This is a genomic window from Desulfocastanea catecholica, assembly GCF_054657295.1.
The window spans coordinates 182,040-205,322 of record NZ_BAAHYZ010000003.1 but is presented as its reverse complement, the minus strand read 5'-3'; the positions used below and the strand labels follow the sequence as shown (position 1 = coordinate 205,322).

23 protein-coding genes are annotated in these 23,283 nt (G+C 53.5%); 12 read left to right on the top strand and 11 right to left on the bottom strand.

Annotation, left to right across the window (positions count from 1 at the left end):
- Positions 1-62 precede the first annotated feature (62 nt).
- Complete coding sequence (locus tag ACYQ8U_RS04255; protein ID WP_459944273.1) at positions 63-1,820, top strand: c-type cytochrome; 1,758 nt, start codon at positions 63-65, stop codon at positions 1,818-1,820.
- Positions 1,820-2,896, top strand: coding sequence for a hypothetical protein (locus ACYQ8U_RS04250; RefSeq protein WP_459944272.1), 1,077 nt, complete (start codon positions 1,820-1,822; stop codon positions 2,894-2,896). Before ACYQ8U_RS04255 ends, ACYQ8U_RS04250 begins: the two co-directional genes overlap by 1 nt.
- A gap of 43 nt (positions 2,897-2,939) precedes the next feature.
- Here the strand turns inward: ACYQ8U_RS04250 and ACYQ8U_RS04245 are convergent, their stop codons facing one another.
- Both ACYQ8U_RS04245 and ACYQ8U_RS04240 read right to left on the bottom strand, forming a co-directional pair.
- The gene (locus tag ACYQ8U_RS04245; RefSeq protein ID WP_459944271.1) at positions 2,940-3,377 is read right to left on the bottom strand and encodes a thioredoxin family protein; all 438 of its coding nucleotides are present in this window, start codon (positions 3,375-3,377) and stop codon (positions 2,940-2,942) included.
- A 96-nt stretch (positions 3,378-3,473) separates the two neighbouring features.
- Complete coding sequence (locus ACYQ8U_RS04240) at positions 3,474-4,205, bottom strand: dienelactone hydrolase family protein (protein WP_459944270.1); 732 nt, start codon at positions 4,203-4,205, stop codon at positions 3,474-3,476.
- 104 nt (positions 4,206-4,309) lie between these two features.
- Between ACYQ8U_RS04240 and ACYQ8U_RS04235 the strand changes: the two genes are divergently transcribed.
- Entirely contained in the window at positions 4,310-4,603 is a 294-nt protein-coding gene (locus ACYQ8U_RS04235; RefSeq protein WP_459944269.1) for a hypothetical protein, read from the top strand.
- Positions 4,596-4,889: a hypothetical protein gene (locus ACYQ8U_RS04230; RefSeq protein WP_459944268.1), complete on the top strand. Its 294-nt coding sequence runs from the start codon at positions 4,596-4,598 to the stop codon at positions 4,887-4,889. Before ACYQ8U_RS04235 ends, ACYQ8U_RS04230 begins: the two co-directional genes overlap by 8 nt.
- A 76-nt stretch (positions 4,890-4,965) precedes the next feature.
- On the opposite strand, the gene rsgA is transcribed toward ACYQ8U_RS04230, so the two are convergent.
- A complete protein-coding gene (gene rsgA / locus ACYQ8U_RS04225) occupies positions 4,966-5,904 on the bottom strand; it encodes a ribosome small subunit-dependent GTPase A (protein ID WP_459944267.1) in 939 nt (312 codons plus the stop codon).
- Positions 5,905-5,948: 44 nt separating this feature from the next.
- Positions 5,949-6,584: a LysE family translocator gene (locus ACYQ8U_RS04220; RefSeq protein WP_459944266.1), complete on the bottom strand. Its 636-nt coding sequence runs from the start codon at positions 6,582-6,584 to the stop codon at positions 5,949-5,951.
- 188 nt (positions 6,585-6,772) lie between these two features.
- Here ACYQ8U_RS04220 and ACYQ8U_RS04215 point away from each other — a divergent pair, with 188 nt between their 5' ends.
- The 5 genes from ACYQ8U_RS04215 to ACYQ8U_RS04195 all read left to right on the top strand — a co-directional run bounded on the left by ACYQ8U_RS04215 (position 6,773) and on the right by ACYQ8U_RS04195 (position 15,252).
- Complete coding sequence (locus tag ACYQ8U_RS04215; RefSeq protein ID WP_459944265.1) at positions 6,773-7,306, top strand: nitroreductase family protein; 534 nt, start codon at positions 6,773-6,775, stop codon at positions 7,304-7,306.
- A gap of 67 nt (positions 7,307-7,373) precedes the next feature.
- Positions 7,374-10,031, top strand: coding sequence for a pyruvate dehydrogenase (acetyl-transferring), homodimeric type (gene aceE, locus ACYQ8U_RS04210; protein WP_459944264.1), 2,658 nt, complete (start codon positions 7,374-7,376; stop codon positions 10,029-10,031).
- A 32-nt stretch (positions 10,032-10,063) separates the two neighbouring features.
- Positions 10,064-11,449 (top strand): 2-oxo acid dehydrogenase subunit E2, encoded by a 1,386-nt coding sequence (locus tag ACYQ8U_RS04205; RefSeq protein WP_459944263.1) that lies wholly within the window; start codon positions 10,064-10,066, stop codon positions 11,447-11,449.
- Between the two features lie 32 nt (positions 11,450-11,481).
- Positions 11,482-12,894 (top strand): dihydrolipoyl dehydrogenase, encoded by a 1,413-nt coding sequence (lpdA, locus tag ACYQ8U_RS04200; protein ID WP_459944262.1) that lies wholly within the window; start codon positions 11,482-11,484, stop codon positions 12,892-12,894.
- 75 nt (positions 12,895-12,969) lie between these two features.
- Complete coding sequence (locus ACYQ8U_RS04195; RefSeq protein WP_459944261.1) at positions 12,970-15,252, top strand: ATP-dependent helicase; 2,283 nt, start codon at positions 12,970-12,972, stop codon at positions 15,250-15,252.
- A gap of 30 nt (positions 15,253-15,282) precedes the next feature.
- On the opposite strand, the gene ACYQ8U_RS04190 is transcribed toward ACYQ8U_RS04195, so the two are convergent.
- From ACYQ8U_RS04190 to ACYQ8U_RS04180, 3 genes are read right to left on the bottom strand one after another with little or no spacing between them, the layout of a single operon-like run.
- Positions 15,283-16,119 carry an aminotransferase class IV gene (locus ACYQ8U_RS04190; protein ID WP_459944260.1) on the bottom strand — a complete coding sequence of 279 codons (837 nt, stop codon included), beginning with the start codon at positions 16,117-16,119 and terminating at the stop codon, positions 15,283-15,285.
- 28 nt (positions 16,120-16,147) lie between these two features.
- On the bottom strand, positions 16,148-16,360 hold the full coding sequence (locus ACYQ8U_RS04185) for a hypothetical protein (protein WP_459944259.1): 213 nt from the start codon (positions 16,358-16,360) through the stop codon (positions 16,148-16,150).
- 19 nt (positions 16,361-16,379) lie between these two features.
- Entirely contained in the window at positions 16,380-16,622 is a 243-nt protein-coding gene (locus tag ACYQ8U_RS04180; protein WP_459944258.1) for a SlyX family protein, read from the bottom strand.
- 152 nt (positions 16,623-16,774) lie between these two features.
- Between ACYQ8U_RS04180 and ACYQ8U_RS04175 the strand changes: the two genes are divergently transcribed.
- Positions 16,775-17,689, top strand: a complete 915-nt coding sequence (locus tag ACYQ8U_RS04175; RefSeq protein WP_459944257.1) for an AEC family transporter — start codon at positions 16,775-16,777, stop codon at positions 17,687-17,689.
- A gap of 339 nt (positions 17,690-18,028) precedes the next feature.
- Positions 18,029-18,187 carry a hypothetical protein gene (locus ACYQ8U_RS04170; protein WP_459944256.1) on the top strand — a complete coding sequence of 53 codons (159 nt, stop codon included), beginning with the start codon at positions 18,029-18,031 and terminating at the stop codon, positions 18,185-18,187.
- A 184-nt stretch (positions 18,188-18,371) separates the two neighbouring features.
- Here ACYQ8U_RS04170 and ACYQ8U_RS04165 read toward each other — a convergent pair whose 3' ends face one another.
- From ACYQ8U_RS04165 to ACYQ8U_RS04155, 3 genes are all read right to left on the bottom strand, one after another.
- On the bottom strand, positions 18,372-18,572 hold the full coding sequence (locus tag ACYQ8U_RS04165; RefSeq protein WP_459944255.1) for a cold-shock protein: 201 nt from the start codon (positions 18,570-18,572) through the stop codon (positions 18,372-18,374).
- 253 nt (positions 18,573-18,825) lie between these two features.
- Positions 18,826-19,089 (bottom strand): RNA recognition motif domain-containing protein, encoded by a 264-nt coding sequence (locus ACYQ8U_RS04160; protein WP_459944254.1) that lies wholly within the window; start codon positions 19,087-19,089, stop codon positions 18,826-18,828.
- Positions 19,090-19,370: 281 nt separating this feature from the next.
- The gene (locus ACYQ8U_RS04155) at positions 19,371-21,011 is read right to left on the bottom strand and encodes an ABC-F family ATP-binding cassette domain-containing protein (RefSeq protein ID WP_459944253.1); all 1,641 of its coding nucleotides are present in this window, start codon (positions 21,009-21,011) and stop codon (positions 19,371-19,373) included.
- A 261-nt stretch (positions 21,012-21,272) separates the two neighbouring features.
- Between ACYQ8U_RS04155 and ACYQ8U_RS04150 the strand changes: the two genes are divergently transcribed.
- The gene (locus ACYQ8U_RS04150; RefSeq protein WP_459944252.1) at positions 21,273-22,199 is read left to right on the top strand and encodes an RluA family pseudouridine synthase; all 927 of its coding nucleotides are present in this window, start codon (positions 21,273-21,275) and stop codon (positions 22,197-22,199) included.
- Positions 22,200-22,253: 54 nt separating this feature from the next.
- On the opposite strand, the gene ACYQ8U_RS04145 is transcribed toward ACYQ8U_RS04150, so the two are convergent.
- The gene (locus ACYQ8U_RS04145; RefSeq protein WP_459944251.1) at positions 22,254-22,925 is read right to left on the bottom strand and encodes a YrbL family protein; all 672 of its coding nucleotides are present in this window, start codon (positions 22,923-22,925) and stop codon (positions 22,254-22,256) included.
- Between the last annotated feature and the right edge of the window lie 358 nt (positions 22,926-23,283).

Here is a 23,283-nt window from a genome sequence, read left to right as displayed (position 1 = left end):
CGGTATTCTGCCTTTTCGGTTACTGAGAATGACCAGATATTTTACCATAAAGAGGAGGGGATATGAATTACCCGGTTTGGTTTCTGCCGGAGACAGGTGGGGGCTCTCTCATTGCATTGATTTCAATCCTGCACGTCTTTGTTTCCCATTTTGCTGTCGGCGGCGGCCTGTATCTGATCTATGCCGAAAAAAAAGGGCTGCGGGAAAAAAGTCAGCCGATTCTTGACTTCACCAAAAAGCATGCCCGCTTTTTTCTTCTCGTGACCATGGTCTTCGGGTCGATATCCGGCGTCGGCATCTGGTTTATTATCGCCCTGGTCAATCCCGCGGCAACGTCTCTGCTGATCCATAATTTTGTCTTCGGCTGGGCGATCGAATGGGTATTTTTCACCGTTGAGATCGGCGCCGCCTTTGTCTATTACTATATGTTCGGCCGGATGGATTCCCGCACCCATCTGCAGGTCGGCTGGCTCTATTTTATAGCCGCCTGGATGTCGCTGCTGGTCATTAACGGCATTATCGGCGTCATGTTGACACCTGGCCGCTGGGCCCAGGACATGGATTTCTGGGCGGGTTTTTTCAACCCGAGTTTCTTTCCTTCCCTGGTCTTCCGAACCTTTATCGCCCTGATGATTGCCGCCTGTTACGGTTTTCTGTCCGCATCGTTTACCACCGATGAGGACACGCGCATTTCCATGACCCGGTTTTCGGCCAAATGGGCGCTGGTAACACTGGTTCTCACCATGATTTCCGGTCTCTGGTATCTGTCGGTGCTGCCCGACCAGTCGCAGGGGCTGGTGATGGGTAAATCGCCGACCATTGCCGCTCTGCAACCCTGGACCGCGGCCGGTGTCGTGTCTTTTCTGCTGCTTATGCTGGTCGCCGGGATAGTTCGCCCGAATCTGAATCTGAAACCGGTCGCCGGCCTGGCGATGGTCAGTGCTTTAGTGGTTATGGGCGGTTTTGAATGGACCAGGGAGGCGGCCCGCCGTCCCTATGTGATCAATGAGGTGATGTATTCCAACAGCATCCTGAAAAAGGATGTGACCGCCTTGAATGAGGATGGCTTTCTCCGGTCGGCTCTCTGGGTGGAAAACAAGGAAGTATCCGAGGATAACCCCGCTCTTGCCGGGGAGGAAATTTTCATTACTCAGTGCTATGCCTGTCACACCGTCGGCGGCAAAAACAATGATATCATCGCGGCCACGAGTACGATGAGTTATCCTGCCCTGGTGAGTTATATCAAAAAGATCCACGAAGTACGCTATTTTATGCCACCTTTTGTCGGCACGGAACAGGAAGGCCGGGCTCTGGCCGCCTATATCGCCGGTGGTCTGCACGGCAAAGATGTGCAGGAACCGCAACAGGATGCAGGGCTCGTGGCAAAGGGCCCGGCGCTGTTTGAGGAAAATTGCGCATCCTGCCATGCGGTGGAGGACTTGTCTTCTCTTCAGGGCGTCGCCCAGGAGGAAATTGTCGCGATACTGCGCACTTTAAACGAAATATCCGAAGAAATGCAGCCGTTTGGCGGCAGTGCCGAAGAGCACGAACAGCTGGCTGCCTTCCTCGGGGGGCACACCGATACGGCGCAACAGGAGACGGCCATTGACGGTGAAGCTGTTTTCGAAAGCCATTGCAGCATGTGCCATGGTATCGAGGAGATGGCGCCGATGATCGGCAACATCGACCGGCAGGAAATCTTCACCCTGCTCGGTCGACTTGATGAGCTGGAAAGTTCCATGCCGCCGTTTGGCGGGACAGTAGCGGAACAAGAGACACTCGCTGATTTTCTTGCAGACATCAACCAGGGAGGAAAGTGATGAATCCGTTCATTATTCCGCAACCGGACACCATACCGGTCAGTTGGGGCTGGTTCCAGTTTCTGCTCCTTTTGACCTTTCCCCTGCACATGCTGGCCATGAACGCCATGCTGGGCGGCCTGGCCATAGCTATTGTCCAGCACATGCGCGGTGGAACCGTACAAAAACAGCTTGCCCACCGCATCGCCATCGCGCTGCCGCTGGTTATTGCCTTTGTCGTCAATTTCGGCGTGGCCCCGTTGCTGTTTGTCCAGGTACTCTACGGTCAGTTTCTCTATAGCAGTTCGGTGCTGATGGGGACTTTCTGGATCCTCATTGTGCCGATGCTGATCATTGCCTATTACGGTGCCTACCTCTATGATTTTCGTTTTACCCAGCTCGGTTCGGCTGGTCCATGGATTGCGGTACCGGCGTTTTTTCTCCTGGTCATGATCGGTTTTTTCTTCTCCAACAACATGCAGCTGATGGTTCTGCCGGAACAATTTACTGCATATTTTTCCCATAAAAACGGTACCCTGTTATCTTTTAACCAGCCGCAGTTCTGGCCGCGTTTTCTGCATATGCTGCTCGGCGCCCTGGCTATGGGCGGATTGTTTGTCGCCCTGCTCGGACGCTTCAGGAAAGACCTCAATCCCGATCTGGCAAGCCATGCCGAAGCGGTGGGGCTGGGCAGTTTTCTGGTCTTGACCTTTGTCAATGTTCTGATCGGTTTCTGGTATCTGCTCTCTTTGCCGAACGAGCTGATGCTGCTTTTTATGGGCGGCAATGGCGGTGCAACCATTGCCTTTGGTGGAGCTCTTCTACTGGCGACAGGAGCACTTTTCGCTGCCTATAAAAAAAGATTCTGGTTGACGTTTTACCATGCGATTGCCCTTGTCGTGGTCATGACCTTCATGCGGAGCTGGCTGCGTAGCGGTTATCTCAAGGATGTCTTTACCGTCGAGCAGCTTCAGGTAGTACCGCAATATTCGCCGATGATTTTTTTCTTTGTCACCCTGGTGGCCGGACTTGTCTGCCTTGGCTGGTTGATCAAAAAAACGACGGACGTGTTTATGCTGGAACGAAAAGGAGGGTGAGAAGCCGGCCAAGCTCCCAGGTGAGGCAGGAAAGAACGTTAACTTATAAACTACCAAGTTTCTGCTCCAGGACATTTCTGCCGACCGCCCCGGAGATTTGATCGATCAGGCTGCCGTTCTTGAAAAACATGAAGGTCGGCACCCCGCGAATGGCGAAAAACATGGCTATCTGTTGATTTTTACTGGTGTCGACCTTGGCGATGATGAACTTGTTGACATATTCGCGGGCCATGGCATCGACAAGAGGCGACATCGTCTGGCAGGGACCGCAGGTCGGAGAGAAAAAATCAACCATAACCGGCAAGGGTGCCTGTTTGACGAAATCGTGGAAGTCGTGGTCGCCAAGTTCGACCGGCACTGCCTGATTGGTCATCTTGAGTGGGGCCTTGCAATGACCGCAGTGGGGATGCAGGTGTTGTTTGTCCGCCGGAATTCTATTTTTTTTGCCGCATGACGAGCAGGGAATAATTACACTATTCACGATGTTACCTCTTGGTTTTCTTTGTAAATTTCCTGCGGGGTGCCGGTGGTATTTTGGTTCGGCACCCCCGCAGGGATGCACGGTAGTATTATACTTTTATAAGGTCTCGCCGAGATATTCGGTAAAGCGTTTCCACGACTTTTTATCGGCATCTTCGTGGTAGGCTTTGGAGCCGAAAACGGTAAAGGCGTGCGGCGCGCCACTGTAGGTGATCATTTCATGCGCCACATTCTTTGCTTCAAGTTCCTTGGCCAGATCGGCAAAATGGTCCATGGTAACCGAAGCATCGGCAGTCCCGTGCAGAACGAGCAACGTGCCTTTGGCCGTGGCGTAATCCTGTCCCTCCGGCGTCACCAGACCGCCATGGAAGGTGACAAAACCTTTGAGATCCGCACCTGACCGGGCGAATTCCAGAACCGCGGCCCCGCCAAAACAGTAGCCGGCGACGACGGCATTGCCGGTATCGAGCCCCTGGGCTTTTGCCGTATCCAGCGCGCCGTAAAGCAGCTTGCGCATTTTCTCTCGGTCTTTATAAAGGCCACCGGTAAGTTGTTTTTTGTCTTCTGTCTCGGTTGGCCGAACCCCGGCGCCGAAGAGGTCGGCGGCAAAAACGCTGTAACCCAGCCCGGCGAGCATCTCCGCCCGTTTGACTTCATAGTCGGTCAGGCCGTCCCAGTCATGGATGATAACAATCAGCGGTGCGCCTGGTCTGGTGTTGATGAAATATCCCTCGTATTGCTGACCGTCGATCGAATAGGTGATCTTTTCCCCGGCGAAGCTGCCGGCAGCAAAAAGCGTCACAAGAAGCAGTGAGAATAAATAACGCATGGAAGAACCTCCCTTTGTCGTCTTATAGTAAATGAATGGCTGTCAGTGAGACACCTGTGGTCAGCCATGGACCTGCTGCTCCAGTAGTGTTTACAAGAATATGTATGCTGGTCAGGAAATCAATACTCGCATCAGGGATCTCTTTCTCCACTGGTGGGGACGTCAATCGCACCATCACCCATCTCTTGGGTAATAGAGGCTTGGACAAGTTGGTCAGGCAGCCGTTTGACCGCTTTGTCCTTGGCGCAGATAAGGATATCTTTTATCATCACCGGGGAAAACTCTTCAGCACCGTTGAACTGCAGGCAGGTAATCTATCGTTTGATTTCGCGTTCTCGCTGCGCAGCGGGAGAAAAAAACTGACTGAGGCAAGAAATTGTAAGGAGCATCATGACTGAAAAAGTACAGTGCAAAAAACACGGCGAAGTTTCTGTCTGGCTTGTCTGCCGGCATGTCGGCAATGGCAATGCCGATACGATCATATTCAGTGAGGGGCAGGATGCCCTCTGCTTCGAATGTGCCCGAAATTTTAAGAATCTCACGGAGCAGGACGTGATCGGCATGTGTGAAGAATGCCTCAAGGATTTCACGGCGAAACTGATGATAGACACAAAAACCTTTGCCAATCTCAAGGAGCGGGTCCAGGGTATTGAGCATCTCAAAGGCAAGAGGCTTGCGCCTTAATAGGTTCTACCGACCATTCTTGTCAAAAGAGGACTGCGGCCGGCGCCGATTTCTTTATGTTGTTGTCAAGAAGAGACTAATTTTTCTTGCGCCGATGTCTTCGATCCCGGTACTTCGGTTCGGTTTCCATGGCTTCCACCTCGGCCAGCATCTGCAGGTAGATGGTGTAGCGTTCCCTGTCGATTTGCCTGTCTTCGACAAGCTTTATAACCTTGCAGGCCGGTTCTTCGCGGTGCTTGCAATCCCTGAATCGGCAGGCGTCCATGGCCGCTTTTTCAAAGCCGGGGAAATACGTTGACAGTTGATGGGCCGAGATGTCAACCAGGCCGAAGTCATTGAAACCTGGAGAATCAATGAGTTCGCCGCCATCGCTGAGGAGGTGCAGGGTGGAAACGGTTGTGGTGTTTCGACCGCGTTTTTTCGTTTCGCTTATCTCGCCGGTGGTCAGGTTAATTTCCGGCAGGAGACCGTTGAGGATGGAGCTCTTGCCGACACCGGTCGGGCCGACGAAGACGCCGCGGTGTCCCTCGCTGAAAAAGGTGTTCAGCGTGTCAAGTCCAGTGCCTTTCTCGGCACTCATGGTGAAAATCTCCACAGATTCGCGGTAAACCTTGCGGGTTGCCGCCTCATATTCGGCAAAGCAGGCGAGGTCCGATTTATTGAGCACCAGCACCGGGCGAAGGTCGCTCGCTCGGGCGGAGACTATCGCCCGGTCGATAAATCCTGGGGGTGGAAGTGGTTCGCAGGACACGACGATGCACAGTACATCGAGGTTGGCCCCGACGATGTGAATGCCGCCCCGGGCATCCATACGGGACAGCTCGGAACTTCTTTCGAGTCTGGTCAGTATATCGTCCTGTATGATAACCTTGTCGCCGACAACATGGCCTGAATTCCGTTTAACCCGGATCATCCGGCTGGTATTGTCCGCGGCAAACAAGACGTCGACAGCAACGCCGTAATGTGCAATAATTATACCTTCTTTGTTCTCTGCTGATGTGTGCTCTTTTTTCAAGATTCTCCTTCACTGTAGATTCTGCGGGAAATATGTAACTTTGTCTATTTGTCGGTGGCCAGTTTCAGACCGATGAACAGTAAAATTGACCCGGTACAGCTATCAAAGACCCGGTTGACCATGGGACGTTTCAGCCATTTGCCGGCCCTGTCCACCATGGCGGCAAGGACACATTGATAGAGCATGGCCACGGCAAAATGGATGCCGGCCACCACCAGGGATTGGAAGAGAGCGGGCTCGGCCGGGTTAATGAACTGGGGGAGGAAGGCCATGTAGAAAATCACCGTTTTCGGATTGAGGACATTGGACAGGAAACCTTCTCGCAGCGATCTGGAAAATCGAAAGATGTCCTGTTTCGCCGCGACATTGCCGGCAAAGAGGTTTTGACGTCTGCCGATCGCCCGTTTCCAGCTGCATAGCCCCAGCCAGATTAAATAACCGGCACCGGCAAATTTAAGGGCATTGAAGGCCCAGGCGGTATGCAATAAGAGGATCGAGATGCCGAGCGCTGAAACCGTGGCATGGACAAAAAGACCGCTGCAGATACCCAGGGAACTGACCGCGCCGTCCAGCCAGCCGCCGCGGGCGCTGTTGCGGATGATCAGCAGCGTGTCCACCCCCGGGGTAAGGGTGAGGAGGGTAACTGCGATGAGGCAGGTGATAAAAGTCTGGGTATCCATGCATGCTCCGATTGTTCATTGATAGATTTTCTATTCACGGTATTATACAGTTTTTTCTTTACTAAATAAGGTTATTTGTAAGAGCAGTCAGTCTCTTTTTCGAGCAGGCGCGGTACCTCCTCCTTCACAGGGGAGAGGGTCATGTCTATACTCTTAGGTTATCATTCACAAATTGAAAAGGAGCAGTCATGTTTATTGATCTTTTGCGCACCAGAAGAAGTGTCAGAAAATTCCAGGACAAGCCGGTAGAAAAAGAAAAAATTGATCTTCTCGTCGAGTCCATGCTACGTTCCCCCTCCTCGCGGGGCCTTAATCCCTGGGAATTTGTCGTAGTCACCGATCCCGGGATTCTCGGGGGCCTGGCCAAGGCCAAACCGCACGGCGCCTCGTTTATTAAAAATGCGCCGCTGGCTGTTGTCGTCTGCGCTGATCCGGCCAAATGCGATGTCTGGGTCGAGGACTGTTCCATTGCCGCACTTATTGTCCACCTGGCGGCGACTGATCTGGGCTTGGGAAGCTGCTGGGTGCAGCTCCGCCTGCGTGAGTATGATGCCCAAACGACCTCGGAAGAGTATGTGAAGAAGCTTCTCGGCCTTAGCGACAACATGGTGGTTGAGTCGGTTATCGCCATTGGTTACGCCAGGGAGGACAAACCCGGGCACTCTCTTTCTTCCCTGTCCTATGACAAAGTGAACTACAACCGCTATGGTCAGAAAGGGTAAGCGGTGAGATTTCGGCCAGAGAGAAAAAAGCAGAGAATTGTGCTGGAAAAAAATCGAGAGGCACTCCATGAACTCCTACTATAAAGACCCGGATAGAGAGGAAACCCAGGACTGGATCGACTCCCTGAAAGGGGTGATCCAACAGGAAGGTGGTGAAAAAGCCGATTATCTCCTCTGCCGCCTGACCGACCTTGCCCGGACCCTTGGCGTGTCCACCTCGCCGGGACTGCTCACGCCCTATTGCAATACCATCCTGCCGGAAAATGAAGAGTCGATTCCCGGCGAATCGCTGGTGGCCAGAAACGTTGCCGCCTATGTGCGCTGGAACGCCATGGCCATGGTGGCCAGAGCCAATAAGGACGGCAAGGGACTGGGCGGGCATATCGCCACCTACACCTCGGTTTCGGCTATGTATGAGGTCGGCTTCAACTGGTTCTTCCGGGGGCCGGACGCAGCCGATGGCGCCGACATGATCTATTTTCAGGGGCACAGCTCGCCGGGGATCTACGCCCGGGCCTTTGTCGAAGGCAGGTTCAATGAAGAGCAGCTGAAAAATTTCCGTCAGGAGGTCGGCGGCCATGGTCTGTCCTCCTACCCGCATCCCTGGCTGATGCCCGATTTCTGGCAGTTCCCCACCGTCTCCATGGGGCTTGGACCGATGGCGGCAATTTACCAGGCCCGCTTCATGAGGTATATGGACAGCCGCGGCCTGAAGGCGGCCGGCGACAGAAAGGTCTGGGTATTCATGGGTGATGGAGAATCCGACGAGCCGGAATCCCTCGGCGCCCTGTCGCTTGCCGCCCGGGAAAACCTTGATAACCTCATCTTTGTCGTCAACTGCAATCTGCAGCGGCTCGACGGGCCGGTGCGCGGCAACGGTAAGATTATCCAGGAACTGGAGGGACGCTTTCGGGGTGCCGGCTGGCATGTCATCAAATTGATCTGGGGCAGCGAGTGGGATGTTATTCTGCAACGGGATACGGAAGGTCTGCTCATCAAAAAATTCGGTGCGATGGTCGATGGCGATTTCCAGACCATTCGAGCCCGTGGGCCGAAATATCTGCGGGAAAAGGTGTTCGGTGACGACCCCCGGCTGCTGGCCCTGGTCGAGGACATCAGCGATGGCGAACTCTGGCAGATGAGCCGCGGCGGCCATGACCCGCGCAAGGTGTATGCCGCCTATGCCGCGGCGATGCAGTATAAAGGCAAACCCACCGTTCTCCTGGTCAAGACCATCAAGGGATTCGGCATGGGTCAGGTCGGTGAGTCAGTCATGGTCGCCCATAATGTCAAGAAAATGAATGTTGACTCCCTGAAGGCATTTCGCGACAGATTTCATGTGCCGCTCGAAGATGACCAGCTTGCCGACCTGCCCTTTATCCGACCGCCGGAGGGCAGCCCGGAAGCAGTATTTATCAAGGAACGGAGGCAGGCGCTGGGCGGTCCGGTGCCGTATCGGCAGGCTGTCGATGATGCGCTGCAGGCCCCGCCCCTCAGTGTTTTCCAGGCCCTGTTGAAATCTTCCAAAGAACGGGAGCTGTCGACGACTATGGCCTTTGTCCGACTGCTGGGCACGCTGATAAAAGACAAACATATCGGTAAACATGTCGTGCCGATCATTCCCGATGAGGCGCGGACCTTCGGCATGGAGGGCTTGTTTCGGCAGCTGGGCATCTACGCGCCTACTGGACAGCTCTATGAACCGCAGGACTCCGAGACGGTATCCTGGTATAAGGAGGATCCGCAGGGGCAGATCCTCGAAGAAGGAATTACCGAAGCCGGGGCCATCTCTTCCTGGCTGGCGGCGGCCACCGCCCATGCCAACTATGGCGTACCGATGATCCCCTTTTATACCTTCTATTCCATGTTTGGCTTTCAGCGGATCGGCGACCAGCTCTGGGGTGCCGGAGACAGCCGGGCCAGAGGTTTTATCATGGGGGCGACAGCCGGGCGGACGACCTTGAATGGCGAAGGGTTGCAGCATCAGGACGGCCAGGGGCTCCTTTTTGCTTCGGTCTATCCGTCGTGTCTCGCCTATGATCCGACCTTTAGTTACGAGGTGGCGGTCCTTATCCAAAGGGGTATCGAGCGGATGTTTGCCGATAACGAAGATGTTTTTTATTATATTACCCTGCAAAACGAAAACTATCCGCACCCGGAGATGCCCGCAGGCGTTGAAGAAGGGATTAACCGCGGCATGTACCTTTTCCGGGATAGCACAGCGAAAGGGGTCAGAGTGCAGTTGATGGGTTCCGGCGCTATTTTCCGGGAGGTCATCGCCGCCGCCGAGCTGCTTGAAGCGGATTTCGGCGTGTCCGCGGATGTCTGGTCGATTCTCGGGGTCAACCAGCTGCACCGCGAAGGGGTACTTATGGAAAACTGGAACCGTCTTCATCCGCAAGAGGCCAGGAAAAAAACCTATGTCGAGGAGCAGCTGGAAGGACACGAGGGGCCGGTCGTCATCAGCACCGATTATGTCCAGGCCTACGGCGAACAGCTGCGACGTTTCATTCCCAGACCGCTCACCGTGCTCGGTACCGACGGCTACGGCAGATCCGATTCCCGCGAGGTGTTGCGCCGCTTTTTTCAGGTGGACCGATATCACGTGGTCGTTACAGCTTTGAAGAGTTTAGCCGATGCCGGCGAACTGCCGATGACCACGGTGACTGATGCCTTGCGAAAATATCAGATCAACCCGGAAGAACCACACGCCCTTACTAGATGACACCGTGGATCAGTCCAAAAGGAGAGACGCAGATGGCAGTCGAGAAAATAAGAATTCCCGATTTCGGTGACGTGCAGGAGATAACGGTCGTTGAAGTGTTTATCAAACCCGGTGACAAGATAACAGAAGAGGACTCGCTGCTCACCTTGGAAAGTGAAAAGGCGGTCATGGACCTTCCTTCTCCTTATTCGGGGGTTATTAAAGAGGTATCGGTCAAGGAAGAAGATAAGGTTGCCGGTGGCGATGTCATCGCGCTGATTGAAACGGAGGAGACCGCGGAAGATGGCTCGGACAAACCGGACGGCGAGAAGGAAAAAGCCGAGCTTGAGAAGGGCGGGGAGGAGTCCGCACAACAAGAAGCCGGGGAGGAAAAAACAGTAAAAGAAGAGGACGTCGCCAAGGCAGAGGATGATCGGAAATCGACAAATGACAAGGCAGCTGAGCGTGAACCGGCCGGAGCCGACGAGGACGACGAAAAGCAACCTGAGAAAGAAGAAGAACATGAACCGGCCAAAGACCGGCCGGCGGAGCAAATTTTCCATGCGACGCCGTCCGTTCGGGCTTTTGCCAGGCAGCAGCAGGTCGACCTGGCCAAGGTGACCGGTACCGGACCCAAAGGACGTATCGTAAAAGAAGACGTCCTGGCCATGCGGCAACAGCCGGCAGCCGCTCTGCCCGGGCAGGAACCAGCTCCCCTGGAAGATTTCAGCAAGTACGGCGAGATTGAGGAAGTGGCCCTGGGGCGCATTCAGAAGATATCCGGGCCGCATCTGCACAGAAGCTGGGTGACCATTCCCCATGTCACCCATTTTGAGGAGGCGGACATCACCGAACTGGAGCGATTTAGAAAGGAGTTGAACCACGCCTTGCCGGAGGGCGAACCCACCTATAGCCCGCTCATCTTTATGATCAGGGCGGTTGGTGCTACGCTGCGGCAATTCCCGCTTTTTAACTGCTCTCTGCTGCCGGGGGGCGAAAAAGTGATCCTGAAAAAATATTACCATCTCGGTATCGCCGTCGATACGCCGAAAGGGCTGATGGTTCCGGTGATAAAAAATGTCGATCGGCGAGGCTTGCAGGATCTTGCCGTCGAGCTGCAGCGGCTGAGCAGCAGTGCCCGGGCGGGCAAGCTGGCCATCCCCGATATTCAGGGTGCTACCTTCACCATCTCGAGCCTTGGCGGTATCGGCGGTACCGGCTTTACCCCCATTATCAGCAGTCCCCAGGCGGCGATTCTCGGTCTGTCCCGCAGCACCATGAAACCGGTCTGGGACGAGCAGAGCGGGAATTTTGTGCCGCGCTTAATCCTGCCCTTTTCCGTCTCCTATGATCACCGGATTATCGACGGAGCGGAGGCGGCCAGATTTTGTAGGGTGCTGCGCATGAATATTGAGGATTTGAAACGGACCCTGGTTTAACAGACCCGGCAAGGTACTAAGGAGAGTTGACAATGAGCGAAGAGAAGACATTTGATGTGGTGGTTCTCGGTGGTGGTCCCGGTGGATATACAGCTGCCTTTCGCGCAGCCGACCTCGGTCTTTCTGTCTGCCTGGTCGACAAGCAGGCGCGTCTCGGCGGCGTCTGTCTCAATGTGGGCTGCATTCCGTCAAAGACCTTGCTGCATGCGGCGACGGTCATTGAAGAGGCGGTGGAAATAGCCGAGTTTGGGGTGGATTTTGCCCCGCCGCAGATTGATGTCGCCCGCTTGCTGGCGAAAAAAGATGCGGTGATTGACCAGCTGACGGGAGGCCTCGACGGTCTGTGCAAGGCCCGGAAAATAACCCGGCTGACCGGCAAGGGAGTGTTCAAGGACGCGACCACCCTGACCGTTACCGGCCCGGACGGCGAGCAGGAGGTGCACTGCCGCAATGCGATCATCGCCACCGGTTCCCATCCCTTCGTCCTGCCGAACATCCCTGACGACCCGCGCATCTGGGATTCCACCGCCGCCCTGACCCTGCCGGCGGTGCCGAAGCGGTTTCTGATTATCGGCGGCGGCATTATCGGCCTGGAAATGGCCCAGATCTATAGCGCCCTTGGTTCGGAGATCACCATCGTCGAGATGCTCGAACAGATTATTCCGCCGGCCGACAAGGACCTCGTGCAGCCGCTTTTTTTAAAGTTGAAAAAGAAGTATACCATTCTGACGAGCACCAAGGTGACGGCGATGACCGCCGCCGAGACCGGGATCCAGGTCAGCCTGGAAGGAAAAAATGCTCCGGAAAATGGAGAATTTGACGCGGTCCTGGTGGCGGTGGGCCGCAGACCGAACAGCGCCGGCCTGGGCTTCGATACACTGGGCGGCGAGATCGATACGCGCGGTTTTGTCCAGGTCAACGAGCGGCAGGAGACCAATGTGGAGCATATTTACGCCATAGGTGATGTGGTCGGCGAGCCGATGCTCGCCCACAAGGCAAGCCATGAAGGAAAAGTGGCCGCCGAGGTCATTGCCGGTCACAAAGCGGCCTTTACGCCGATGACTATTCCTTCGGTGGCCTATACCAACCCGGAGGTTGCCTGGATGGGGCTTACCGAAAAAGAGGCTAAGGCGCAGAATATTGATTTTGCCAAAGGGAAGTTCCCCTGGGGAGCCAGCGGTCGGGCACTCAGCGCCGGGGCGACTTCTGGGGTGAGCAAGGTGCTTTTTGATACCAAAACTGGGCGGATAATCGGCGCGGGGATCTGCGGCGTCAATGCCGGAGAGCTGATTCATGAAGCGGTGCTGGCGCTCGAGATGGGAGCGACTGCCCAGGATATCAGCCTGACGGTCCATGCCCATCCGACCCTGGCGGAAACCTTTGCCTTTGCCGCGGAGATTGTCGACGGCTCCATCACCGATGTTCTGCCGCTGAAGAAAAAATAACCTGTAAGATCCCGAAAAATATTTCCTGAAACGGGCCGCTCACTAGGGGCGGCCCTCTTTCCTCCTCCTTGAGACATGAATCTGACCGACGAACAGCTGCGTATTATCAACCACGCCGGAGGGCATGCCCGGGTCAGCGCGGTGGCCGGTTCCGGCAAGACGACGACCATGGTCGCCAGGGTCGGACAGCTGCTGCAGCAGGGCGTGAGTGCCAGCCAGATCATGGTGCTGATGTTCAATAAATCGGCAAGGGACTCCTTTGCCGACACCATGCGGCAGCGGCTGGCCTCTGCCGCTGGCCAGCTGCCCGAGGTGCGGACCTTCCATTCTCTCGGCATGCGTCTGGTCAACAGCTTCACCAGGCGTGGCGCACTGCCTGGCTATACGCTTGTTACCGAGGAATTTGTCCAGGAGAAACTGGCCCGGCAGGTGGCCAATGAGGTGTATCGCCAGGAGCAGGCCAATGACGGCTGGCTGGCCGGAGATGCCATCGAGGAATTTCTTACCTTTATCGACCGGGTAAAATCGACGGTTACCGGAGCGGCCGAGGTGTTTAAAAAGCTTGATCTTTCGAGCCGCTACAGCTATTTCGTCAAGGCCTACGAACTTTTTGAAATGGTCAGGCGAGAACGAAAGATCCGCTTCTACGCCGATCTCATTCATGAACCACTCATGGCCATGCTGGCTGACGATGAGCTGGCCGCCTGGGTGACGGACCGTGTCGAGCATATTATCGTCGATGAATATCAGGACATCAACGAGGCCCAGCAGCAGCTGCTGAAGATCCTCGCCGGCAGCAGGGCCAAAGTGATGGTTGTCGGCGATGTCGATCAGTGTATCTATGAGTGGCGTGGGGCGAAACCGGAATATATCACCACCAGATTCCAGATTGATTTCCCCCAGCCCGACAATTATCAGCTGTCTTTTACCTTTCGCTACGGCCACCAGCTGTCCCTTGCCGCCAATCATCTTATTTCGGGCAATAGAAAGCGGGACCAGAAGCTGTGTATCTCTCACCAGACAACGGAAAAAACCGTCATCACCTGCCTGGAAGAGCAGAAAAAACATCCAGTCCTCGCCGTTCTCTCGGCCTGGCGCGAGCAGGGCCGTTCGCTGCAAGAGGCGGTGGTGCTGGTCAGACTCTTTGCCCAGAGTGTGCCGGTGGAACTGGCGCTGCTTGAGGCGGGGATTCCCTACCGCCTCGAGGGCAATGCCCAGGTATTTGATTGCACCGAGGTCCTGGCCCTGACCGGCTATTTACAACTGGTTGTCGGCAGCATGGCTGAAGAGGGGCAGGAAAGCCGGGAAAAGATATTCACGGCGATGCTCTCCCAGCCGCATCTGGGTATAAAACGCGAAGATATGCTCCTGCTGGTGCGGCGTGTTGCCGAAAATCCCGATGCGGCGGTCACGGTGCTGCGCAACTGGAACGGCTCGGATCTGCCGCCTTTTATTCGCAAGAGAGTTGAAGAAACGGCGGCTAACTGGCGCTGGCTTGCCGGCTGTTCGTCTTCCGGACGCGCCGATGTCCTGCTGAAACAAATCGTTGAAAAGCTCAAACTCTATGATTTTTATCATAATTTCTCGGCAAGATCGGCTACCGCCGAAAACCGGGTGAAGACCTGCCAGGCCTTTATCGATTTTGCCGCCGCGCAAAAGTTGTCTGTCCGGCAATTGCTCGCTAAGATCAGCGAATTTCAGAGTGCCGGGGACGCCCCGGCGGCGGAAACCTTGCTGCTGACCTCCGTCCACCGAGCCAAGGGACTGGAGTGGCCGCTGGTTATTCTACCGGGTCTGGAGGAAGGGGCCTTTCCCTTTTACCGGGAACGGGAGAGTGGCGCGGATGACCTGGAAGATGAGCGTCGGCTCTTTTATGTGGCGATGACCAGAGCCATCGAACAGGTCGTCTGTATTCATCCGGTCGATGCAGAATTCAAACGCTGCATGGTAAAATGCTGCGGTAAAATACCCCGGGAAATGGTGCGGGCCAGTCGCTTTCTCTACGAGGCCAACCCGGGCCTGTCGGTGTGTCTCGGGGAGATACTGGCGACCGGAGATGCGGATCGAACCATTACCGCCGACGATACAACCATCGCCAGGCGGTATCTCAAGGCCGTTGGCGCAGAAGTGAAGCTGGTGGAAAATGACAGGGGGCAAAAACAGCAGGCGGAACCTGTCAGAAAAATTCTGGAAATCCACGAGATTGCCGAGGGCTTGCGGGTCTGCCACCCAACTTTTGGCGTGGGCACGGTAGTCGAGGTAAAGGACAGGAAGCAGGGGCGCCTCACGGTCTTCTTCGAGGGGCACGGCGCAATGATCCTTCTGGCCGCCTATGCGAGACTGCAGTCTTGCCGATGAAAAACAACCCTGATTTGCTGCGCGTCGGGATCAGCCTCGATAAGAGCGGCTATACTCCCTGAAAAGTTCGACTATTTTCCGGCTCCGGCCGCCAGGCCTGCCGTCGCCGATCTTGACGGCATCAATAGCCGTGATGGGGGCAACTTCCCGCACCGTTGAGGCCAGAAAAGCCTCGTCGATCAGCCGGACTTCATCCTTGTGCAGGTCACGTTCAACTACGGTAAATTCTTTTTCCGCAAGCCTGATAACCACCTGGCGGGTGATGCCGGGCAGCACCCGGTTGCATGGCGGTGTCACCAGGGTATCGCCGATAAAGGCAAAAAGATTTGACGTCGTGCCTTCGAGCATGTAGCCGTTTCTGTCGACATATACCGCCTCAATAGCCTGTTGCTGCCGGGCTTCTCTTTGGCAGAGGATGGCCGGGATATAGTTGATACTTTTTGCCCCGGGCATAAAACGTTCGACATGGCAGGTGATGATTTTTGCCCCCTCCGTGTACCACTGCGGCGGCATCTCTTTTACCGGGGTGACCATGATCAAAAGCTGAGGCGAGTCGCCCGGGGTGATGCCGTCACTGCTTAACCCGCCGGTGACAACCAGGCGGATATTGCTCTCCGGGTGGCTGTTGCGCCCTAGTGTCTCCAGAGTAATTTCACGGATTTCTGCCGTGGGATGCGGTAGTTGCAGGCCGACGAGGCGCGCTGACCGTTCAAGGCGCTGCAGGTGGTCATCAAGATGGAAAGGGATGCCATTGTAGGTCCGCAAAAAATCAAAGACGCCAAAACCGCGTATTACCGATAGGTCGTTAACGGATATAGTCGCTTGATCTTCCTCGACAAATGCACCATTTACATAATAGATGTCCATTCCGGCTCCCTGGAGTGTAGGCGGTTATTTAAGAAAAAGGCGGTTCCTCGCCTTTATCCCGGCAGAGCTGTCGGTGCCCGTCAACTGCTTGATGGAAATTTTCTTCCAGTTCGGCAAAGCTCTGGCCGCTATAGGAGATTTCTTCATCGATGAACAGAATTGTGCCAAAGAGGGAATAGTCTTTGGTGTTCACCTTGATTGAGCCGTGATATCCTTTATATTCTAAGGTTCTTTGTGCCAACTGTCTGTTCCTTCTTATTTTAGTAGTGGGGAGGTGGCGGATCTTCCCCATTGTCTGGATGGTCCTGCATGGTGCTCAGCATCGCCTGGAGCCGGTTGATCTGGTCGTGAAGGACGTTGAGCTGGGTCTGCTGCTCAATTATCACCTCATTTAAGGCATCGATCATCTTCTCCTGGTAGAGAAAATTTTCCTCAAGGATTTGCAGCCGCTCTGCAAAAGTGTCTGGAACGGTCATGTCGTATTGCAATTCTTTTTCACTCATAGTCTGCCATAGTAAAGTGGTCGATAAAAAACGCAAGATTTTTTATCTGCTCCTGGAAGGTATCCTTGCTTGCAACAAGCCGTTGTCAATTTACTGCAAAAGAGGTAAGGGGTTATGATGGTTGAATTTTATGTCTCTATCTGGAGCCTGGTGTGATTGTCCTCAACTCATTATTTCCCATCTTTGTGCTGCTGCTCCTGGGCTGGGCCCTGAAACGGCAGGGTCTCACCGATGCAGATTTTTTACGCACCGCCGATCGGCTGATCTACTATTTCTTTTTTCCGGTCATGCTGTTCTGGAAAATCGGCAGCGCCTCTTTTGACGATGGTATCGACTGGAATTTCTGTTTCGCCGCCCTGTTCGCCCTGCTGGCCATGTTTGTTCTCAGTACCCTGGTTATTAAACTGTTTCGCATAACCGCCTATCAGGCCGGGTCATTTTCCCAGAGTTGTTATCGCTTTAATACCTATATAGGGGTGGCGGTCATCCTTAATAGCCTGGGCACCGAGGGGATGAAATATTTCGGCATCCTCATCGGTTTTGCGATTCCTCTTATTAATGTCTTTGCCGTCACGACGTTGATCTGGTTTTCCGGGCGGGAAATGGATTTCGCCAAGCGTTGCTCGATAGCCGGCAGAGCTCTTGTCGCCAATCCGCTGATACTCGGCTGCCTGGCCGGGCTGGCCTATTCCGGCCTGATAGGCCGGTTTCCGGTTTTTGTCAATAATTCCCTGAGCCTGATTTCCATGGTCGCGCTGCCCCTGGCGCTTATTTCCATCGGCGGCAGCCTGACCTTTGCCGGGGTCAGGGGCAATCTGGGGCTGTCCTTTTTCGCGGCAGCTTTGAAACTTCTGGTACTGCCGGGCATCGGCTGGTTCTTTTTTTACATCTTTAATGTGAGCGGCATTCCTTTCAAGGTGGGCCTGATCTTCTTTGCCTTGCCGGCATCGACGGCAATTTATGTCCTTTCCTCGCAGATGAACAGCGACACGCAGCTTGCTTCATCGGCTATTGTTCTCTCCACCTTGCTTTCTTTTTTTTCTCTGTCTTTTATTCTTCTTCTTTGATGTCGTCGTAAAAACTCTTCATCTTTTTCCACTTTTCCGGATGGACGGGTCGTCGGAAAAATCTGTTCAATAAAATTCTTAAAACTGGTTCTTCGCCGCAGAGTGACATATAGTAAAACATGAACATCGGAGAGAAGTACTTTGGCCAGAGGGGTATGTGTAGATGTCTAATCGGATGGAGCGAAAGCCGAAGCAGGTGCCTGGGAAAGGGGGAATATTATTCCCGTGTCAGCAGAATCTTTGGTGCCGAATGACGGTTTTACCTTTTGGGTATTTTCTAGCTTTAAGGAGAGACCCGAATGGTAAACAAGAATTTTAGACAACGTAAAGGAGTAGATTATGAGAGGCACATACGAAGCGTATATACTGGTGAAAGTAAAAGATGGGAAGAAGTATGTCTGTGCCTTAAATCGACCAAAAGGACCAAAAGAAGAACTTGGTCGACTGAGTGAGAAAGAATGGCAGGACTACCTCGACAACCAGGTTATCTGGAACTGACCCGGTAAACGGGGAAAAAACTGGGACTCAGTTCAGTCCCTGTGCTTTGCAGGCATAAATGTCTTGGGACAGATTGTTTTCTTGCAAAAAAACAAGAAGATCGCGGGTCAGGTACTGAGGAGGACGGCGGAGAAGAGACAAAATCAGCCGCAACAATATACTGTTGCGGCTGATCCTTTTATTTTCAGATCTTCACTACATTTTGTGCAGCTGGACCTTTCTGACCGTCTACAACTTCAAAGCTGACGCGCTCGCCTTCGGAGAGTGATTTGAATCCGTCTGCCTTAATAGCGGAATGATGGACAAATACATCCTGGCCTCCATCTTGTTCGATAAAGCCAAAGCCTTTTGCATCATTAAACCACTTTACTGTTCCTTCTGCCATTGCTACTACTCCTGTGTAATGGGGTCCATTATGGCCCCTTTTTTCGATTGCCTGATTGCTGTCTGCTGAATCAGGCATCAGCCTTACTGCAGGCTGAATTTATTGCCTGTATGGTCTTCCCCTACAGGCGAAATTTTTTGGCTGCGGGATGACCATATCCAGCTCTGCCAAAACACGCAGCGTGTATATCTCTTATCAACGTACTAATTTATTTTTTGACGATTGGGTTCTGTACAAGAGAGGACGCCGATCTTCATCTACGCTTTTTCCCTTTCTTCGGCGGTTGCGCCTCGTTACAGACCAGTGCACGATTTTTGTAGTCTTGTTTATTCAGCGTTTCCATCGCCCGATGTCCTTCCGACCTCGTCGCCATCTCAACAAAGGCAAAACCCTTTGGACGGCCGGAAAAATGATCTATGACAAGGTTGGTATTGACAACTTCGCCAAAATCGCTGAAAAGCTGGAGAACTTCGGGTTCGGTTACGTCATAAGGCAAATTGCCTATAAAGAGTTTCAAGCTGCTGCTCCCTGGGGACTATGATCGGCAAGAATCTTTATCGGCAACTACAATGCAGGCAAACTGCACAACGACTGACGAGAAACACTATGCGTGATCGGATTTACATGAGGACTTGGAATCATGCTATACAATAGATGTTACACGAATACAAGAAAATAACATCTATGGCAGTATCCGCCGCGGCAGGAACCTCTTGTGGAAAATGGGGTTTTGCATAACAACCGAAAACGGCTCTGCGCCCGCCTTGCCGCGCAACCGCGTCCCTGGTAAAGCGTTTCTTAGCTGAGGGTTTCCATCCGTCTTCTTGCCGTTTCACGAAGATAATAGTCATAGTCGCCTTCGTAGGCGTGCATGGCGCCATGGTCGATCTCAAAGACCCGGTTCACCAGAGAGCGCAGGAAATGGCGGTCATGGCTGACCAGGATGACGGTTCCGGCAAATTTTTGCAGGGCAGCGAGCAGTACGTCCCGGGACTGGATGTCGAGGTGGTTGGTTGGCTCGTCGAGGACGAGAAAGTTCAGGGGTTGACCAAGCAGGGTGGCAAGGATGACCCGGCTTTTTTCGCCGCCGGAGAGATTGACGATGCGTTTCTCCACATCATCCCCCTGGAAGAGAAAAGCGGCACAGAGATTACGGATCGTGCCGATATTTTCCAGCGGCAGGACTTCCTGCACCGCTTCAAAGACGGTCTGCTCCGGCTTGAGAAGATCCATGGCATGCTGACTGAAGTAGCCGGTGCTGACACCGACGCCAAGGAGTACTTGGCCCTCGGTTGGTTCGGTGTGGCCGGTGATGCTTTTGAGAAGGGTCGATTTGCCGGCGCCGTTCACTCCGACCACAGCGATTTTTTCCAGCCGCCGGATGGTACCGGTAAGTCCGCTGAATACGGGAATCTCACGGCCGTCATGGCCTGCCCAGGTTTTGCCGAGATTATCGAGATGCAGGACATCGTCACCACTGCGCGGCGGCGTAGGAAAGTCAAACTTGATGGTTCTCTGTTCGGCCGGCAGGACAATGCGGTCAATTTTTTCAATCTTTTTGATACGGGACTGAACCTGGGAGGCATGGGAGGCGCGGGCGGCAAAACGGGCGATGAACTCCTCTTCTTTGGCGAGCATCTCCTGCTGGCGGCGATAACTGGCTTCGAGCTGCTGCCTTCGCACTTCTCGCTCCTGCAGGTAGAAATCAAAATTGCCGCTGTAGGTTGTCGTACAGCCGTTGGCTACCTCGATTATCCGCGAGACGATTTTGTTCATGAATTCCCGGTCGTGGCAGGTCATGAGCAGGGCGCCCTTGAACTCATTGCGCAGCCATTCCTCCAGCCAGAGAATCGATTCGATGTCCAGATGGTTGGTCGGTTCGTCGAGCAGCAGGACATCCGGGTTGATAGTAAGAATTTTCGCCAGGGCAATGCGCATCTTCCAGCCGCCGCTGAAAATTTCCACGGGGCTGTTGAAGTCATGCGGTGAAATACCGAGGCCGGTGAGAATGGCCTGGGCCCGAGGTTCAAGGTCGTAGCCGCCGCGCTGTTCGAAGATTTCCACGCACTCGCCGTAGCGTTCGAGGAGACTGGCCATGGCCTCAGCGGCCATCGGCTCGCCCATTTCCGCTTCCATGGCCGATATTTTCTTGCCGAGCTCGACTATGTCTCCGGCCGCGGACATTACCTCGGTGATGACCGAACGTCCGGCCATTTCGCCGACATCCTGGGAAAAATAGCCGATAACGGTTTTTTTCGAGCAGGAAATATCGCCTTTATCGGCTTCTTCCTCGCCGGTAATCAGCCGAAAGATGGTAGTTTTGCCGGTACCATTCGGCCCGACCAGGCCTGTTTTGCTACCAGGGAGGATCTGCAGGCTGGCGTTCTGCAAGAGAACCTGCCTGCCGTGCTGCATATGGATATTCGTTAAATGTATCATAATCGCCGGGAAAGAAAAAAGTTGGAAATTACCATGAGACGCACGGGCGATGCAAGGAGATTTTTCCCCCTGGTTCCTGCGTGCCGCATGGGAAGGCAACTGTAGACGGATGCGCCGCATACCCAGAAAAGGTTATCAGCAAAAAATCGAATATTAGCGACTTCAGCCGTGAAAAAAGGTAGGTTGCCGATAGAGCAACGAAAGAGCAGTTTTCCTGCGAGAGGACCATTGTTTGGAACAATTATTTATAAAGTGACAGAGATGAAGAACACTCGCCGACACGGCAGTCTGAATAAGAAAAAATTAAAAACCGACATCTTTACAGTCGAAAGGGAAGACACCCTTCTCGCCGGCCTTCTGGCTTTTCTACCGCAAAAAAACCGGAATGTCCTGAAGGTTGTTTTGCGAGATGGGCAGGTTTTTGTCGACGGCACTCCCGTCAGCCAGTTTGATTATGCCCTGCGCCCGGGGCAGCGTGTGGAAGTCCGCTGGGATCGAACACCTCCGCGGCAGAAACCCAAGGAACTGAATATCGTCTACGAGGATCCGGAACTGATTATCATCAACAAACCCTCCGGCCTGCTGACCATTGCCACCGACAAGGAAAAACGTAAGACCGCCTACGCCATGCTGAGCAATTACGTCAAGGCGGAGAATCCAGACAATAAAATTTTCATCATTCATCGGCTTGACCGGGAGACTTCGGGGCTGCTGATGTTTGCCAGAAACGAAACAATCAAAAAACAGATCCAGGAGACCTGGACAACAACCATCGACCAGCGAACCTATGTCGGGGTTGTTGAAGGTGAGGTGCAGCAGGACGAGGGGACGATCGTCTCCTGGCTGCATGAGAGCAAGGCCTTTATTGTCTACTCGTCGCAAAACCCCGAGCACGGTCAGAAGGCCGTGACGCATTATAAGAAGATCAAAGCAAACAAGACCTTTTCCCTCCTGCAGATCAATCTGGAAACGGGGCGGAAACATCAGATCCGGGTGCATATGCAGGATATTAAACACCCGATCATCGGCGACAGTAAATACGGATCGACCCAGAGCCCTATTCGCCGCATGGGCCTGCACGCCCAGGTGCTGGCCTTCACCCATCCGAAAACCGGCAAGCCGTGCCGTTTTGAGACGGAGATCCCGAAAAAGTTTCTGCAGCTCTTTGCCTCCGGGCCAAAGGTTTAAAATACTTTTTCTTGCCCGGCAGGACCTGCGCCATTGCCGGTCCAGAAAAAGTTTTTAAACGGTCAGTTTTTGCAGCTCTTTTCTCTTTAGACGATATTCGGCAATCCTCCGCAGCAACTGTGTGCTTCTCCGCTGCATCTTTTTCGCAGCGAAATAGCTGATATACCTGGACAGCGGAATGAATTCACGATTGGCGTATCTTCCTTTCAGGTCGATAATGTACGGCTCGTATGTGCCGTCAGCCAGCTGTTTGAGAGCGATATTCTTGAGGTTGAGATCAAACAGCCATATTTGATTGGACATCAAAAAGTGACACAGCTTTTCTGCCACCTTGATGATATAGTCAACATCACATTTGTCCTGAAAAACGACAATATCCCAGATGGTCTTGGCTATCGCGCCATCATCATCACGAATACAATCGCACACCAGTCCCTGGCCGCGATCGGTATCTACAAAACCATGACAGTGGCTGACAAATGACAAATCCTTGCCTTCTTCGCGTAATATCAGATAGCCCTGCAATTCATCCTGGTTCGCCCCAGCATTCCTGCCTCGGGTGTTGCGGGGGACCTTTATCACCAGTTGATTGTTTTGCGGATGTAGATAGCACACCCGCTCCCGGCCTCTATTGATGATCAGCTGCTCGGAAAGATGCAGGATGGGCTGATGGCTGAGAGCGTCTCCTTTGACAAAACTGTCATCTTTGTTTGAAGGTTGGTGCATAAAAATGGCAGAAGTAGTAGTTGTCTCTTCCAGGAAAGAGGATACTCTTTACGATACCGCCTTTAAGGGGTACCATTTACGAAATGAGGTTCATTAAATGAGGTGCATTGGTTGCAATGAGAGAATACTTATTTATCCGCTAAACTCAAGAAAATAAAATGCTGCAAGAGCGCATTATGCCGGAGGGTGCACTTCTTAAGTGTGTAAATTATGCTGTTCGGGTTTTCTTTACAGGATGGCAAACTGCATTGAAACAATTCCTTGCCGATCAATAATTATTCCCATAAAGAAAATAGTGCATTTTTTTCTGCATGACATATTATATATTTCCTTTTATGTCATTGCGTTACAGTCGAAT

Coding starts and splice junctions, on each gene's coding strand:
- ACYQ8U_RS04255 (WP_459944273.1), top strand. CDS start 63: ATGAATTACCCGGTTTGGTTTCTGCCGGAGACAGGTGGGGGCTCTCTC.
- ACYQ8U_RS04250 (WP_459944272.1), top strand. CDS start 1,820: ATGAATCCGTTCATTATTCCGCAACCGGACACCATACCGGTCAGTTGG.
- ACYQ8U_RS04240 (WP_459944270.1), bottom strand. CDS start 4,205: ATGCGTTATTTATTCTCACTGCTTCTTGTGACGCTTTTTGCTGCCGGC.
- ACYQ8U_RS04235 (WP_459944269.1), top strand. CDS start 4,310: ATGCTGGTCAGGAAATCAATACTCGCATCAGGGATCTCTTTCTCCACT.
- ACYQ8U_RS04230 (WP_459944268.1), top strand. CDS start 4,596: ATGACTGAAAAAGTACAGTGCAAAAAACACGGCGAAGTTTCTGTCTGG.
- ACYQ8U_RS04220 (WP_459944266.1), bottom strand. CDS start 6,584: ATGGATACCCAGACTTTTATCACCTGCCTCATCGCAGTTACCCTCCTC.
- ACYQ8U_RS04215 (WP_459944265.1), top strand. CDS start 6,773: ATGTTTATTGATCTTTTGCGCACCAGAAGAAGTGTCAGAAAATTCCAG.
- aceE (WP_459944264.1), top strand. CDS start 7,374: ATGAACTCCTACTATAAAGACCCGGATAGAGAGGAAACCCAGGACTGG.
- ACYQ8U_RS04205 (WP_459944263.1), top strand. CDS start 10,064: ATGGCAGTCGAGAAAATAAGAATTCCCGATTTCGGTGACGTGCAGGAG.
- lpdA (WP_459944262.1), top strand. CDS start 11,482: ATGAGCGAAGAGAAGACATTTGATGTGGTGGTTCTCGGTGGTGGTCCC.
- ACYQ8U_RS04195 (WP_459944261.1), top strand. CDS start 12,970: ATGAATCTGACCGACGAACAGCTGCGTATTATCAACCACGCCGGAGGG.
- ACYQ8U_RS04190 (WP_459944260.1), bottom strand. CDS start 16,119: ATGGACATCTATTATGTAAATGGTGCATTTGTCGAGGAAGATCAAGCG.
- ACYQ8U_RS04180 (WP_459944258.1), bottom strand. CDS start 16,622: ATGAGTGAAAAAGAATTGCAATACGACATGACCGTTCCAGACACTTTT.
- ACYQ8U_RS04170 (WP_459944256.1), top strand. CDS start 18,029: ATGAGAGGCACATACGAAGCGTATATACTGGTGAAAGTAAAAGATGGG.
- ACYQ8U_RS04165 (WP_459944255.1), bottom strand. CDS start 18,572: ATGGCAGAAGGAACAGTAAAGTGGTTTAATGATGCAAAAGGCTTTGGC.
- ACYQ8U_RS04155 (WP_459944253.1), bottom strand. CDS start 21,011: ATGATACATTTAACGAATATCCATATGCAGCACGGCAGGCAGGTTCTC.
- ACYQ8U_RS04150 (WP_459944252.1), top strand. CDS start 21,273: ATGAAGAACACTCGCCGACACGGCAGTCTGAATAAGAAAAAATTAAAA.
- ACYQ8U_RS04145 (WP_459944251.1), bottom strand. CDS start 22,925: ATGCACCAACCTTCAAACAAAGATGACAGTTTTGTCAAAGGAGACGCT.